The 14,435-nt window shown below is 67.7% G+C and carries 11 protein-coding genes; 6 read left to right on the top strand and 5 right to left on the bottom strand.

Going from position 1 to position 14,435, the window contains the following annotated elements:
- Positions 1-82: 82 nt before the first annotated feature.
- The gene (gene aceE / locus ACZK08_RS01960) at positions 83-2,770 is read right to left on the bottom strand and encodes a pyruvate dehydrogenase (acetyl-transferring), homodimeric type (RefSeq protein ID WP_065175416.1); all 2,688 of its coding nucleotides are present in this window, start codon (positions 2,768-2,770) and stop codon (positions 83-85) included.
- Between the two features lie 573 nt (positions 2,771-3,343).
- On the opposite strand from aceE, the gene ACZK08_RS01955 reads away from it, so the two are divergent.
- The gene (locus ACZK08_RS01955) at positions 3,344-3,901 is read left to right on the top strand and encodes a PadR family transcriptional regulator (protein WP_053520111.1); all 558 of its coding nucleotides are present in this window, start codon (positions 3,344-3,346) and stop codon (positions 3,899-3,901) included.
- A 59-nt stretch (positions 3,902-3,960) separates the two neighbouring features.
- A complete protein-coding gene (locus tag ACZK08_RS01950; RefSeq protein ID WP_065182554.1) occupies positions 3,961-4,758 on the top strand; it encodes a siderophore-interacting protein in 798 nt (265 codons plus the stop codon).
- Between the two features lie 16 nt (positions 4,759-4,774).
- Here the strand turns inward: ACZK08_RS01950 and ACZK08_RS01945 are convergent, their stop codons facing one another.
- A complete protein-coding gene (locus ACZK08_RS01945) occupies positions 4,775-5,599 on the bottom strand; it encodes a hypothetical protein (protein ID WP_065182555.1) in 825 nt (274 codons plus the stop codon).
- Between the two features lie 181 nt (positions 5,600-5,780).
- Here ACZK08_RS01945 and ACZK08_RS01940 point away from each other — a divergent pair, with 181 nt between their 5' ends.
- A complete protein-coding gene (locus ACZK08_RS01940) occupies positions 5,781-6,182 on the top strand; it encodes a hypothetical protein (RefSeq protein ID WP_065182556.1) in 402 nt (133 codons plus the stop codon).
- A gap of 104 nt (positions 6,183-6,286) precedes the next feature.
- On the opposite strand, the gene ACZK08_RS01935 is transcribed toward ACZK08_RS01940, so the two are convergent.
- Positions 6,287-6,997, bottom strand: a complete 711-nt coding sequence (locus ACZK08_RS01935) for a YceI family protein (RefSeq protein ID WP_081284429.1) — start codon at positions 6,995-6,997, stop codon at positions 6,287-6,289.
- An 85-nt stretch (positions 6,998-7,082) separates the two neighbouring features.
- On the bottom strand, positions 7,083-7,673 hold the full coding sequence (locus ACZK08_RS01930; RefSeq protein ID WP_053520115.1) for a malonic semialdehyde reductase: 591 nt from the start codon (positions 7,671-7,673) through the stop codon (positions 7,083-7,085).
- Positions 7,674-7,799: 126 nt separating this feature from the next.
- On the opposite strand from ACZK08_RS01930, the gene ACZK08_RS01925 reads away from it, so the two are divergent.
- Both ACZK08_RS01925 and ACZK08_RS01920 read left to right on the top strand, forming a co-directional pair.
- On the top strand, positions 7,800-8,759 hold the full coding sequence (locus tag ACZK08_RS01925) for a mitochondrial fission ELM1 family protein (protein WP_065182557.1): 960 nt from the start codon (positions 7,800-7,802) through the stop codon (positions 8,757-8,759).
- 101 nt (positions 8,760-8,860) lie between these two features.
- The gene (locus ACZK08_RS01920; protein WP_053520117.1) at positions 8,861-9,427 is read left to right on the top strand and encodes a queuosine precursor transporter; all 567 of its coding nucleotides are present in this window, start codon (positions 8,861-8,863) and stop codon (positions 9,425-9,427) included.
- Positions 9,428-9,538: 111 nt separating this feature from the next.
- On the opposite strand, the gene glnE is transcribed toward ACZK08_RS01920, so the two are convergent.
- On the bottom strand, positions 9,539-12,334 hold the full coding sequence (gene glnE / locus ACZK08_RS01915) for a bifunctional [glutamate--ammonia ligase]-adenylyl-L-tyrosine phosphorylase/[glutamate--ammonia-ligase] adenylyltransferase (protein ID WP_065182558.1): 2,796 nt from the start codon (positions 12,332-12,334) through the stop codon (positions 9,539-9,541).
- Positions 12,335-12,652: 318 nt separating this feature from the next.
- Between glnE and ACZK08_RS01910 the strand changes: the two genes are divergently transcribed.
- A complete protein-coding gene (locus ACZK08_RS01910) occupies positions 12,653-14,167 on the top strand; it encodes an acetyl-CoA hydrolase/transferase family protein (RefSeq protein WP_053519658.1) in 1,515 nt (504 codons plus the stop codon).
- Positions 14,168-14,435 lie beyond the last annotated feature (268 nt).

Below are 14,435 nucleotides of genomic sequence, written 5' to 3'. Positions count from 1 at the left end.
GCAGTTAAGCGTACTTCGAACTGCTGAACATAAAAAAGGGCGACCGATGGCCGCCCCTTCTCACGTCAATCAACTGACGAAATCAAACCCCAACAGGATTAGCCTTCTCCGGATCAATCTTGTACTGCTTGATCGCCCGGGCCACATCCTTCGCGGTCATCTTCCCTTCCTTCGCCAGCGCTGCAATCGCGGCATGCGCGATGTAGTACCGGTCAACCTCGAAGAAGCGACGCAGGTTCGCACGGGTATCCGAACGGCCGAAACCATCCGTACCCAGCACGGTGTAGCTCATCGGCACGAACGCGCGGATCTGGTCCGCATACGCACGCACGTAGTCGGTAGCGGCAATCGCCGGGCCCTGGCGGCCTTCCAGCAGCTCGGTCACGTAGGCCTTGCGCTGCTCGCCTTCCGGATGCAGGCGGTTGTGGCGCTCCACATCGAAGCCGTCGCGGCGCAGTTCGTTGAAGCTCGGGCAGCTCCAGATATCGGCGGTCACGCCGAAGTCCTTGTCCAGCAGCTCGGCGGCGGCGATGGCTTCGCGCAGGATGGTGCCCGAACCCAGCAGCTGCACGCGCAGTTCGCCCTTCTTCGGCTTGCCGGCGTCGGTCAGCAGGTACATGCCCTTGACGATGCCCTCGGCTGCGCCTTCCGGCATGTCCGGGTGGGCGTAGTTCTCGTTCATCAGGGTCAGGTAGTAGTACTCGTCTACCTGGTCTTCCATCATCGCCTTGGTGCCGTGCTGCAGGATCACCGTCACTTCGTAGCCGAAGGTCGGGTCGTAGCTGCGCACGTTCGGGATGCCACCGGCCACCAGATGGCTGAAGCCATCTTCGTGCTGCAGGCCTTCACCGTTCAGCGTGGTGCGGCCGGCAGTGCCACCCAGCAGGAAGCCGCGGGTACGCATGTCGGCGGCCTGCCAGGCGATGTCGCCCACGCGCTGGAAGCCGAACATCGAGTAGTAGATGTAGAACGGCAGCATCGGCACGTTGCTGACCGAGTAGCTGGTACCAGCGGCCATCCACGAGCTGATCGCGCCCGGCTCGCTGATGCCCTGCTGCAGCACCTGGCCGCTCTGGTCTTCGCGGTAGAACATCAGCTGGTCGGCGTCCACCGGCTTGTACTTCTGGCCGAACGGCGCGTAGATGCCAATCTGGCGGAACAGGCCTTCCATGCCGAAGGTGCGGGCTTCGTCGGCCACGATCGGCACGATGTGCGGGCCCAGCTCCTTGTCGCGCAGGGTGATGTTCAGGCTCTGCACGAACGCCATGGTGGTGGAGTACGTGCGTTCGCCGCTGCTCTTCAGCAGGCGCTCGTAGGTTTCCAGCTTCGGTGCGTTGAAGCTCTTGTCGGCCTTGCGGCGGCGCTGCGGCAGGTAACCGCCCAGGGCGGCACGGCGCTCCTGCAGGTACTGCACTTCCGGCGAGTCCGGGCCCGGGTTGTAGAACGGCACCTGGCCGTCCTTGAGCTGCTCGTCGGTCACCGGAATGTTGAAGCGGTCGCGGAAGTGCTTGACGGCTTCGTCGTCCAGCTTCTTGGTCTGGTGGGTCGGGTTCAGCGCTTCACCGGCGCTGCCCATGCCGTAACCCTTCACGGTCTTGGCCAGGATGACGGTCGGCATGCCCTTGGTGTTCACGGCCTGGTGGTAGGCGGCGTACACCTTGTGCGGGTCGTGGCCACCGCGGTTGAGGCGCCAGATGTCGTCGTCGGACAGGCCGGCGACCATCGCGGCGGTCTCCGGGTACTTGCCGAAGAAATGCTCACGGGTATACGCGCCGCCGAAGGCCTTGCAGTTCTGGTATTCGCCGTCGACGGTTTCCATCATCAGCTTCTTCAGGACGCCGTTGGTGTCCTTGGCCAGCAGGGCATCCCAGTAACCGCCCCACAGCAGCTTGATGACGTTCCAGCCGCCGCCGCGGAACACGCCTTCCAGTTCCTGGATGATCTTGCCGTTGCCGCGCACCGGGCCGTCCAGGCGCTGCAGGTTGCAGTTCACCACGAAGATCAGGTTGTCCAGGCCTTCACGGCCGGCCAGGGCGATGGCACCCAGGGTTTCCGGCTCGTCCGACTCGCCGTCGCCGATGAAGCACCATACCTTGCGGTCGGACTTCTCGATCAGGCCACGGTTTTCCAGGTAACGCATGAACTGCGCCTGGTAGATGGCGGCCAGCGGGCCCAGGCCCATGGACACGGTGGGGGTCTGCCAGAAGTCCGGCATCAGCCACGGGTGCGGGTAGGAGGACAGGCCACCGCCGTCCACTTCCATGCGGAACTTGTCCAGCTGCTCTTCGCTGATGCGGCCTTCCAGGAAGGCGCGGGCGTAGATGCCCGGGGCGCTGTGGCCCTGGATGAACAGCAGGTCGCCCGGGTGGTTGTCGCTCGGGGCGCGCCAGAAGTGGTTGAAGCCCACGTCGTACAGGGTGGCACCGGAGGCGAACGAGGCGATGTGGCCGCCCAGGTCGCCCGGCTTGCGGTTGGCGCGGACCACGGTGGCCATCGCGTTCCAGCGGATGATCGAACGGATGCGCCATTCCAGCTCGGCATTGCCCGGGCTCTTGGCCTCGAACTGCGGCTCGATCGTATTGACGTATTCGGTCGTGGGAGAGAACGGCAGGTAGGCGCCCGAGCGACGGGTCAGCTCCACCATGCCTTCCAGCAGCTGATGCGCGCGCTCGGAGCCCTCGACATCAATAACGGCCTTCAACGACTCGATCCACTCCTGGGTTTCCACAGGATTCGGGTCGTTGTTCAGCACCTCGTTCAACCAGTTCATTAGCGCTCCCATAACCGCACGCACGCGCGCGACTGTTGTATAGATATCTAGACCGCAAAGTGTAGCGCACCAAGGGCTTTCGTCACTTGGCTACGCTGGCGTATGGACGCATGCAGCCAGTGTCCGCAAGGCATGTCCCGCCTGTCTTCGGCGGGCCAGCAGGCGCGCTGCAGGCCGCTGCGGCGGGCCTCGGACCGCTTCGGGCACGTCGCGATTGCCCGCCTGGCGCATGTGCAGAACGAAGTGTTACCCAGGGCGATGACCGTTGTAGGGCACGGCCGACCGCGTGTGGGCCTGCGCCGGGGGCACCGCAGCTGAATGACTGATGCGGTGTCGCGCCCGGCTCTGGACCGGGCTGCGCCGGCCGCGCAAGGTGACGGCGAGTGTTGGCACTGCCGCAACGGCCCGCCGTCTGGCTGCCTCGCTCCCTTCCACAGTGGTCCCCGGGGCGCACCGCAAGGGCGCCCTTTCTGTGTACGTGGCCCAAACGCGGCACGGTTGTGGCCGGATCGATGCTTGCCGGCGCCCGTCCTATCGATATATCGTTTCGATACTCGTTACCGATATATCGAAATGAGCCGTTCCCCTTCCCCCAGAACCCGTTCCAGCGAATCGGCCGTGCCCCGCCGCCATGGCCAGCCACGCGTGCTGAGCCGGGGCGACCTGCGCCTGCTGGTGCTGGCCCTGATCGGCGAGCAGCCGCGCCATGGCTACGAGCTGATGCAGCTGATCAGCAACCAGTTCCTGCAGGCCTACACGCCCAGCGCCGGCACCATGTACCCGCTGCTGGCGAGCTTCGAGCAGGCCGGCTGGGTGGCATCGGAGGAAGTGGATGGCCGCCGGGTGTTCCGCATCACCGCCGCCGGCGAGTTCGAGCTGAAGGTGCAGCGCACCCAGGTGCGCCTGGCCCAGCGACGGGCCTTCGATCGCGCCCGCGAGATCACCAAGGCATCGCTGCCGCCGCCGCTGGCCAGCGCCCTGCGTGACTTCAAGCGGGCGCTGGTGCATCACCACGGCCGCTGGGCCGAAGGCGAGGCCGAGCAGGTGGCGGCGCTGCTGTCGCAGGCATCGGCACTGATCAACGGCACCACCGGTAGCGAGCCCACCTCTTCAACGACCCAGCCAGACTGACTCCAGCCAGGTCTCCCCCTACGCCGCGCCCCCTGCGCGACACCTTTACAGGTATTCCCATGACTGAGCATCACAACGCGCGCCTGCGCCTGGATGTGAGATTCCGCGAACTGACGGTGCTGCGCACCGAGGTGGTCACCCCGCACATGCGCCGCGTCGTGCTGGGCGGCGATGATCTGGCCGGCTTCGATTCGCCCGGCGCCGACGACCACATCAAGCTGTTCTTCCCCAACGCCAGCGGCGAAATGGTGCTGCCGGTGCTGACCACCGAAGGCCGCAGCTACCCGGACGGCAAGCAGCCGTCTCCGGCACGCGACTACACCCCACGCTGGTGGGACCACGACGCCGGCGAACTGGCCATCGACTTCGTGCTGCACGACCAGGGCATTGCCGGGCCATGGGCCGAACGGGCGCAGCCGGGCGACAGGCTGGTGATCGGCGGCCCGCGCGGCTCGTTCGTGGTGGCCGACAGCTACGACGCCTATGTGCTGATTGGCGATGAAACCGCGCTGCCGGCCATTGCCCGCTGGCTGGATGTGCTGCCGGAGGGCGCCGAGGTGCAGGCTTTCATCGAAGTGAGCGACGAAGCCGAGCGCCAGGACCTGCCGCAGTACGAGAACGTGCAGATTCACTGGCTGGAGCGCAATGGCTTCCCGGCGGCCAGCAGCACGCTGCTGGAAGACATGCTGACCGACTTCGAGGCACCGGAGGGCGACACGTTCTACTGGATCGCCACCGAATCGCGTCGCGCACGGATGATGCGCAAGTTCATCGAAGGCCATCTGGGCGTGCCGCGCGACTGGATCCGTTCGACCGGCTACTGGAAGGCGCACCCGGACGATACCGACGGCGACTGAGCGCGCCGCGTTTGCCTCAGTCTGCGTGAGCCGGGCATGGCCCGGCTCTGCAGCAGGCAGCCACCGGCATGCGCTCCTGTCGCCATCCGAACCGGTGCGCGGCCCAGATTTCCAGCGCCATCAGCAGCACAACGACCAGCCACGGCAGCAGCAGGCCGAAATACACGCCCGGCATCATGCCGTTGATCTGCGCTTTCACCAGCCGCAACACGCCGCGGGTGTGCAGCAGTTCGTCCACGCGCATCGTCAGCGCTTCGCGCACCACCGTCGGCTCCACGCCCAGTACACCGGCCTTGTCCACCAGGGTGTCTTCCACCAGGCCGCGCAGCACGCCTTCGCGCACCTTGCCGATCACCCAGCCACTGGCGCGTGCCAGTACGCCGTCACCCAGGCGATCCAGTACCGGCAGCGGGTGTTCGCTGAGGTAGGCCGAGGCGACCGCTTCGGCCACATCGCCCACCGTGCCTTCGCTGTGCAGCGCATCGCGCATGCGCGGGTCGTCAAGCGAGTCGGTGAACCCGTGGCTCCACTGGGCCACGAGCGTCTGCAGATGCGGCTGGAAATGGTCCATCTGCTGGAGCAGCGCGCGGTGTGCGCCCGCGGTGAAACCCAGCTGCAGGCCGAAGAAGGCGGTGCCCAGCGGCAACAGCAGCGCGTAACTGGCCAGCAGCCAGTGATGCCAACGCCTGCGCCGCTGCAACCAGCCGCGGCGGCGCAGCGCGTACCAGCCGGCCAGGCCGACCATGAGGCCCAGCAGCGCGCCCAGCACGCTGCCCACTGCCAGATCGAGCACGCTCAACCCGGCCCAGAATTCGTTCAACCAGTACTGCACGTCCTGCATGGCCTTACCTTCCGTGGATGAAACAGCAGGCGATTGTAGGACCGGGTTAACCCTCGGTGGCTCTTCGGCCCATGCCACGGGGTCAGACCCCTTGTCCCACGGAGCGGCGCATGACGCCGGCATCGGATCGACCCGGGCAGATGCGACAATCGCGCTCCTTTCCAGTTGCAACGAGGCCCCTGTGGGCAAACTGACCTTGGCCGGCGTCGATGCGCTGCGCTCCCGCTTCAACGACGACGACGCCTGTGATGGCGCGCTGGCGGCCTTCGCTGATCCGGCCGCCCTGCGTGCACCGCTGCGGGACCTGTTGGACGCCGAACGCCGGTTCCTGCAGGCCGAGTACGAAGTGGCGCAGGTGGCCGATGTGCTGCGCCGCGACCAGAAGTACGCGCCGGTGGGCCGGCCGTCGGTGCATATCGTGCAGCTGCGCAAGCAGCAGGCGGCGACCAGGCAGGCCGCGTTGATCGCACGTCAGGTGGTGGCGCAGGCCGCGCAGACCTTCGTGCGGGTGAGTGGCATGACGGTGAAGGCCAAGCAGAGCCCGAGCGAGGCGTGTGCAGCATGGCTGGGCGCGCTGCGCTGAGCGCACGTACCCGGTAGCGGCCAACGCGCGTTGCCCGCGCTCAAAAAAGAAGGCCCGCTTCGCAGCGGGCCTTCTGCCTTCTCACGACGAGTGAGCGGGGTGCATCAAGCGGCCGGCTTCTCGCCGGTGGCTTCGGTGGTGATGCGGATCTTCACTTCATCGCTGACGTTCGGGGCGTAGGCGCCCACGCCGAAATCGCTGCGCTTGAGGGTGGTGGTGGCATCGAAGCCGGCGGCCGGAACCTTGGCCATCGGGTGCTCGCCGCCGCCGTTGATGGTGACGTCCAGGGTCACCGGCTTGGTGATGTCCTTGATGGTCAGATCGCCAGTGACGGTCAGCTTGTTGGTGCCGGCCGATTCCACCTTGGTGCTCTTGAAGGTGGCCGCCGGGAACTTGGCAGCGTCGAAGAAATCGGCGCTCTTCAGGTGCTCGTCGAACTTGGCGGTGAAGCTGTTGAGGCCGCTCAGCGGCAGCTTCACTTCCACGGTGGACTTGGTCACGTCGGCGGCGTCGTACACCAGGGTGCCTTCAGCGTTGCCGAAGTGTGCGCTCGGGTTGGAGAAGCCGAAGTGGCTCCACTGCGCCAGCACGTCGGTGTGGCTCGGGTCGAGCTTGTAGGTGCCCGAGGCGATCTGGATCGCTTCGGCGGCGGGCGCGGCAGCGGAAGCATCGGCAGCCGGGGTGGCGGCCGGCTGTTCGGTGGCGGCCGGAGCGGCGGCATCAGCGGCCGGGGCAGCGGTATCGGCCGGCTTGGAGCAGGCGGCGATGGCCAGGGTCAGGGCCAGCGGCAGCAGCAGTTTACGGGTGGCGCTCATCTGAGGAACTCTCCGGATCGTAGGGTGGGTACAGGGTGCAGCAATGGCCCGCCGCAACCGGCGGGCCCGAAACCGATACAGCGACTTACGCGATGCGCGCCGCTTCGTCGAACGACAGACGCGGCAGGCGCGGGAACAGGCCCGCCGGGTCACCGTACCCCAGGTTGACCAGGAAATTCGACTTGATGCTGGTGCCGGCGAAGAAGGCTTCATCGACCTTGGCCGGGTCGAAGCCGGACATCGGGCCGGCATCCAGGCCCAGCGCGCGCGCGGCCAGGATCAGGTAGGCGCCCTGCAGGCTGCCGTTGCGGATGGCGGCCTCGTGGCGGCCTTCCTGCGGGCCGTCGAACCAGGACTTGGCGTCGGCGTGCGGGAACAGGTACGGCAGCTTCTCGTGGAAATCCAGGTCGAAACCGATGATGACGGTGACCGGTGCGGCCATGGTCTTGTCATGGTTGCCTTCGGACAGCGCGGGGGCCAGCTTGGCCTTGGCTTCGGCCGACTTCACGAACACGAAGCGCGCCGGGCTGGCGTTGGCCGCGGTTGGGCCCCACTTCACCAGCTCGTACAGTTCCTGCAGCAGGCTGTCGTCCACCGGGGTGTCGAGGAAGGCATTCTGGGTGCGGGCGGTGCGGAACAGCTGATCCAGTGCGGCGGCGTCAAGCGCGTGGGACATCGGTGCATCTCCAGGGCGGCGAAGGGGAGTCAGTGCCCGCGGACAACGCGGGGCGAAACGACCAGCCGCAGTGTAGAGTGTCGCGACTGTTGCAACACCCAGCAGGGCTGAAACGAATTAATGCCAATGGTGAAACGATCGAGCGCACCGTGGACGGTCACCGATGGCCGTGCAGGCAATGTCCGCCAGGCGGTCGCGCTGGCCTCGGCGTTGCGCCAGGGTACCTATCGGCCGGTGGTGCTGCAGCCTCGGGCGCCCTGGCGCTGGATGTCACCACGGCGCCTGCCCGGTGACGTGAACGGCTACGGCGATGCGTTCGCGGCGCTGGCTGCCAAGCGCCCCGCGCTGGCGATCGGCTGTGGACGCCAGGCCGCCGGTGCGCTGCGCGTGCTGCGCGCCCGCGGCACGCAGGTGGTGCAGATCCTCGACCCGCGCATCGGCGCCAGGCATTGGGACGTGGTGGTGGTACCCGAGCATGATCGCCTGCGCGGCAGCAATGTGCTGACCTTGATCGGCAGCCTCAACCCGGTCGATGACGACTGGCTGGCCTGGGGACGGGCCGCGTTCGCCGGCTTCAGCACCCTGCCCGGTCCGCGCACTGCACTGCTGGTGGGCGGCCCGACGCCGCTGGCGCCGTGGGACGAAACGGCGATGGTCGGTGTGTTCCGCGCCCTGGCCGCGCAGATCCGCAGCGAAGGCGGCAGCCTGCTGGCCACCACCTCGCGACGCACCCCGCCGGCACTGGCCGAGATCCTGCGCGCGACCTTCGCCGACCTGCCGCACGTGATCTGGGGCGATGGCGGCGACGGGGTGAATCCGTATGGCGGCCTGCTCGGCTGGGCCAACCGGGTGGTGGTATCGCCCGATTCGGTGAACCTGCTCTCTGAAGCCTGCGCCACGCGCATGCCGGTGATGGTGGCGCTGGCCGATACCGTACAAGGGCGGCTGGCGCGCTTCCAGCTGCAGCTGCACGAGCGCGGGCGATTGCAGACACGCTGGCTGGACTGGCAGTACGACCGCATCGAGCCGCTGCGCGAAACCGCGCGCATCGCCGCCGAGGTCAGGGCGCGGCTGGCATTGGGGTAACGCCCCACCGTTGACGGCTGGTGTGTTCCTGAACGGGTGGTTTTGGATTTGCCTTTGGCCGGGCGGATAATGGGCGATTCCCCTTGTCCTCCTGGCTCGCCATGTCCGTGCGTCCTGCCCCCGTTTTTGCCCCGCTGACCCCGCGCGCCCTGGTGCTGGCCGTGCTGGCGATGGGCGCGGTGGTGCTGCTGTCGAACGTGCTGGTGCAGTACCCGATCAACGACTGGCTGACCTGGGGTGCGTTCAGCTATCCCGTCGCGTTCCTGGTGAGCAATCTGATCAACCGTCGCTTCGGCCCGGGACCCGCCCGGCGCGTGGCCTGGATCGGTTTCGCGGTGGCGGTGCTGTTGTCGGTCTGGGTGGCGACGCCGCGCATCGCCATCGCATCGTGCTCGGCCTTCATCGTGGCGCAGCTGCTGGACATCACCGTATTCGACCGCCTGCGCCGGGGCAGCTGGTGGCGTGCGCCGATGGTAGCCACCACCTGCAGCGCGACGGTGGACACCACGATCTTCTGGTCGATCGCCTTTGCCGGTTCCAGTCTGCCGTGGGTGAGCTGGGCGGCAGGCGATCTGGCCGTGAAGCTGGCCATCGGCGTGTGCCTGCTGGCGCCGTTCCGCGCGCTGCTGTGGAAGATGGCGCCGCTGCGCGCGGAAAGCGCGCGGTGATTCCGCCGGGCATGGCCAGGCGCTACCGCTGCGTTTGTTTGGATGACGCCGGCATGGCGCAGCGCGCCTGTTCGGGTAGCGCCGGGCCATGCCCGGCGGCCTCGCTGCCGATCAGCCGAACGGCAGGCCGGCCGCCCGGCAGGCCGCACTGATTGCTGCGCAGGCCGCTTCGATGGCCGGTGTGGTCGGTGCCAGCCGCGGGCGACGGTCCAGCGTGCAGGCCAGGCCCACATCCAGCAGAGTGGCATGCGCAGCGTGCAGTGCCTGCGCGGTGGCAACCGGCAGGAATTCCGCTGCGGCCAGTGCATCGATCAATGACGGCGTATCGCGGGGTGACAGCAGCGCCGGTACCTGTGCACTGCGCTCGAGCACACCGGTCTGCAGCAGGAACTCCAGGTCCACCACGCCACCGGCGCCCTGCTTCAGGTCGATGCGCGCGGCATCGCTGCGGTCCAGTTCGGTGCGCATGCGCCCTCGCATCTTCAGCACATCGGCATAGAGGGTGGCGGGGTCGCGTGCACGGCCCAGGGTCTGCGCACGCACCTGCTCGAAGTCGGCCAGCAGGCTGGCATCACCGGCCACGCCGCGCGCGCGCACCAGCGCCTGATGCTCCCAGGTCCACGCGCGTTCGCGCTGGTATTCGGTGTAACTGGCCAGCGACGAGACCAGCGAGCCTTTGCCGCCGTCCGGCCGCAGGCGCACGTCGATGTCGTACAGGCGACCGGCGGCGGTGACCGCGCCGAGCAGGGCCATCACCTTCTGTGCCAGCCTCGCGTACCAGCGTCCCGGCTCCAGCGCGCGCGCGCCATCGCTGGTCTCCACGCCCACCGGATGGTCGTGCAGGAACACCAGGTCCAGATCGGAACCGAAGCCGAGTTCGAGGCCCCCCAGGCTGCCATAGCCGATGATCGCAAAGCGCCCGCCGGGAATGCCCCCGTGCGCGGCCTGCATGTCGGACTCGGCCATGGCCAGCACCGTGACCACCACCGCCTGCGCCAGCTCGGCCAGTTGGCGGGTGCTGTCGACCGCGCCCTGGCGGCCGTCCAGCGTGGCCATCGCCATGCGGAAACTCAGGGCCAGCCGGGTTTCGTTGAGCCAGCGCAATGCGGCCTCCGGATCTTCGACCGTCAACGCCTGCTGGCATTCGGCCAGCATGCCGGCCGCATCCGGCATCGGGCCGGACACGCGCACGTCCAGCAGTTCGTCCAGCAGCAACGGATAGGCCGCCAGGCGCTCGGCCAGCAGCGCGCTGCGCGCCAGCACATCCACCAGCCGCGCCAGCGCACTGGGCTGTTCGTCCAGCAGGGCCAGATAACTGGTCCGGCGCAGCACCGCCTGCAGCAGGCCGAGTACGCGCTTGAGCGCGGCATCCGGTTGCGGCGAGCGCGTGGCGGCGTGCAGCAGCGCCGGCAGCACGCGGTCCAGCCGCGCGCGCGCGGCGTCGGACAGCGACTTCACGCCGGTGCTCTGCGCGAAATCGCGCAGCGACTGATCGGCGCCGTTCGCATCGAGGAAACCGGCTTCGGCCAGCAACGGCGCGTCACTGCCACCCGGCAGGCTGCGCCAGTAGTTGGCCAGCGCATCCGGCGCCGCCTGGCCCTTGCGCGGTGCCAGCAACGCAGCGAACTCGGTGCTGACCCGCTGCTGCTGCACGGTCAGTGCGGCGCGCAGCGCCTCCCAGTCCGGGTAACCCAGGCCGAGGGCGATGCGCTCGCGGTCGATCGCATCGCTGGGCAGCACATGCGTCTGCGCATCGCGCAGCATCTGCAGCCGGTTCTCCAGGCGGCGCAGGAACAGGTAGGCCTGCTCCAGCGATGCGCCGTCTTCGGGCGCGATCTGGCCCGCCGCCACCAGCGCGTGCAGCGCCACCAGCAGGCGACGTTCACGCAGGGCCGGTTCGCGGCCGCCACGGATCAGCTGCAGTGCCTGGCACAGGAATTCGATTTCGCGGATGCCACCGGCACCGCGTTTGATGTCTTCATGCAGTTCGCGGCGGGCGACTTCAGCCGTGATCGCAGCCTTCATCTCGCGCAGTCCGTCCAGCGCGGTGAAGTCCAGATAGCGTCGATAGACGAACGGGCGCAGCGTCTGCAGCCACGCCTCACCGGCGGCGATATCACCGGCCACGGCACGTGCCTTCAACCAGGCGTAGCGTTCCCAGTCGCGGCCCTCCCGCTGGAAGTACTGGTCCATCGCAGCGAACGACAGCGCAACGCGGCCGGCACTGCCGAACGGGCGCAGGCGCAGGTCGACGCGGTGGCTGAAGCCATCGACGGTGGTTTCATCCAGCAGCTTGGCCAGGCGCTGGCCGAGCCGCGCGAAGTATTCTTCGGCGGCCAGCGGACGCGGTCCGTCCGATTCACCGCCCTGCGGGTAGGCGTAGACCAGGTCGATGTCGGAGCTGAAGTTGAGTTCGCCACCGCCGAGCTTGCCCAGGCCAAATACGACAAGTTGCTCGACGCGGCCCTCGTCATCACGGATCACGCCGTGGCGCTGTGCGAATTCCTGCTGCAGGGCGTCCAGCGCCAGCCGCAGGCAGTCTTCGGCCAGGGCGGTGGCGCCGGCCAGGGTCTGCGCCACGTCATCCAACCCGACCAGATCGCGCCAGACCAGGCGCGTCGACATCGCTGCACGCCAACGCCGCAGCTGCGCCGGCCATTCACCGGGCTGCACCGGGTCGAGCACCGGCGTCGGCAACGGCGGGCACCCCGGCTGGGCCAATTGCGACAACAGGCCGGGCTGCCGCACCAGCGTGTCCAGAGCGAAGTCACTGGCGATGGCCAGGTGGGTCAGCAGGGGCCGCAGGTCGGCCGGAATCGGTTCCGGAACCACCTGGGCCAGGCGCGACAGGGCACGATCAACCAGGGGCTGCAGCGCGGCGGGCAGTTCGGCGGGGGCGAGGGTCATGCGTTGATTCTCGCGGCGCCGGGCGCCTTTGCCAACGGCGGGAAGTCGCTGCGCCGCCGTCCATCGCGCGCATTCATCCTGGGCAGCGGGCAATAAAAAAGCCCGCTTGCAGCGAACTGCCAGCGGGCTCTGCTCCCTCCCCCACGTCGGGATGCAGGGCCATCCTGCGGGCTGCGAAAGGACTTTGCACGCTGCACTGCAAAACAGAACCGGCGGGTATGGATAGCCCCGCCCGCGAAAAGCCATTCCACGAAGGTAGCCCCCCCGTACGCCGGGGGATGGCCGATAATCGAGGCTCCCCCCAGAAACACTGTCGTCATGTCTGTTGATCGCATCGCCAACGCGCGTCTCCGCGACCGCGTGGTCTCCGCCGAGGCCGCAGCCGCGCTGATCCAGCCGGGTGAAACCGTGGCCATGAGCGGGTTTACCGGCTCGGGCTATCCCAAGGCCGTCCCCGTGGAACTGGCGCGCCGCATCGAAGCGGTGCATGCCCAGGGCCAGCCCTTCCAGATCAAGCTGATGACCGGCGCCTCCACCGCGCCGGAGCTGGACGGTGCGCTGGCCAAGGCCGATGGCATCGCCATGCGCATGCCCTTCCAGAGCGACCCGGATGCGCGCAACCGCATCAATGAAGGCAAGCTGGATTACATCGACATCCACCTCAGCCACGTCGCCCAGCACGTCTGGTTCGGCTTCTACGGCGAGATCGACACCGCCGTGGTGGAAGTCTCGGCCATCCGCGAGGACGGCTCGCTGGTGCCGTCCACCTCGGTCGGCAACAACAAGACCTGGCTGGACCTGGCGAAGAAGGTGATCGTCGAGGTCAACGAGTGGCAGCCGGCCGGCGTCGATGGCATGCATGACATCTACTACGGCACCGCACTGCCGCCGCATCGCAAGCCGATTCCGCTGGTCAACGCCAACGACCGCATCGGCGATACCGCGCTGCGCTGCGACCCGGACAAGATCGTGGCGGTGGTCCGCACCAACGGCCCGGACCGCAACAGCCCGTTCAGCCCCATCGATGCGACCAGCGAGCAGATCGCCGCGCACCTGATCGACTTCCTCAAGCACGAAGTGAAGCACGGCCGGCTGCCGCCGAACCTGCTGCCGCTGCAGTCCGGCGTGGGCAACATCCCCAATGCGGTGCTGGCAGGCCTGGCCAGCAGTGGTTTCCGTGATCTGGCCGCGTTCACCGAGGTGATCCAGGACGGCATGCTCGACCTGCTGCGCGACGGCGTGCTGAGCTATGCCTCGTGCACGGGCTTCGCGCTGAGCCCGCAGGCCAACGAGACGTTCAAGGAGAACATCGACTTCTACCGCGAGCGCATCATCATGCGCACGCAGGAAATCTCCAACCATCCCGAGCTCGTGCGCCGGCTGGGCTGCATCGGCATGAACGGCATGATCGAGGTGGACCTGTACGGCAACGTCAATTCGACGCACGTGATGGGCACGCGGATCATGAACGGCATCGGCGGCTCTGGTGACTTTGCCCGCAACGGGTTCCTGTCGGCGTTTCTCAGCCCGTCCACGGCGAAGAACGGCACCATCTCGGCGATCGTGCCGATGGCCAGCCACGTCGACCACACCGAACACGATGTCTCGGTGATCGTCACCGAGCAGGGCCTGGCCGATCTGCGCGGCCTGACCCCGCGCAAGCGTGCGCAGGTGCTGATCGACCGCTGCGCGCACCCGGATTTCCGCCCGCAGCTGCAGGACTACTTCGACCGCGCCAGCCGTGAGAGCTATGGCAAGCACACCCCGCACCTGCTGCCGGAAGCGTTGTCCTGGCACCAGCGGTGGCTCGATACGGGCACGATGAAGGGTTGAGGCATAGGGTTCGCCGGGCATGGCCCGGCGCTACCCGTGCATCCTTCGCCGTCTCGCCGCGCATGGCCCGGCGCTACCGTTGCGTCCTTCGCCGTTTCGCCGGGCATGGCCCGGCGCTACCGCTGCATCCTTCGCCGCTTCGCCGGGCATGGCCCGGCGCTACCGCTGCATCCTTCGCCGTTTCGCCGGGCATGGCCCGGCGCTACCGCTGCATCCTTCGCCGCTTCGCCGGGCATGGCCCGGCGCTACCGTTGCATCCTTCGCCGTC

The organism is Stenotrophomonas sp. 112478_Sma (assembly GCF_056479905.1).
Note: the sequence above shows the minus strand (reverse complement) of the source record. Positions and strands in the feature narration are given on the sequence as shown.

Excerpts from the sequence above, each read along its gene's own strand:
- aceE (WP_065175416.1), bottom strand. The coding sequence starts at position 2,770 with ATGAACTGGTTGAACGAGGTGCTGAACAACGACCCGAATCCTGTGGAA.
- ACZK08_RS01955 (WP_053520111.1), top strand. The coding sequence starts at position 3,344 with ATGAGCCGTTCCCCTTCCCCCAGAACCCGTTCCAGCGAATCGGCCGTG.
- ACZK08_RS01950 (WP_065182554.1), top strand. The coding sequence starts at position 3,961 with ATGACTGAGCATCACAACGCGCGCCTGCGCCTGGATGTGAGATTCCGC.
- ACZK08_RS01945 (WP_065182555.1), bottom strand. The coding sequence starts at position 5,599 with ATGCAGGACGTGCAGTACTGGTTGAACGAATTCTGGGCCGGGTTGAGC.
- ACZK08_RS01935 (WP_081284429.1), bottom strand. The coding sequence starts at position 6,997 with ATGAGCGCCACCCGTAAACTGCTGCTGCCGCTGGCCCTGACCCTGGCC.
- ACZK08_RS01930 (WP_053520115.1), bottom strand. The coding sequence starts at position 7,673 with ATGTCCCACGCGCTTGACGCCGCCGCACTGGATCAGCTGTTCCGCACC.
- ACZK08_RS01925 (WP_065182557.1), top strand. The coding sequence starts at position 7,800 with ATGGTGAAACGATCGAGCGCACCGTGGACGGTCACCGATGGCCGTGCA.
- ACZK08_RS01920 (WP_053520117.1), top strand. The coding sequence starts at position 8,861 with ATGTCCGTGCGTCCTGCCCCCGTTTTTGCCCCGCTGACCCCGCGCGCC.
- glnE (WP_065182558.1), bottom strand. The coding sequence starts at position 12,334 with ATGACCCTCGCCCCCGCCGAACTGCCCGCCGCGCTGCAGCCCCTGGTT.
- ACZK08_RS01910 (WP_053519658.1), top strand. The coding sequence starts at position 12,653 with ATGTCTGTTGATCGCATCGCCAACGCGCGTCTCCGCGACCGCGTGGTC.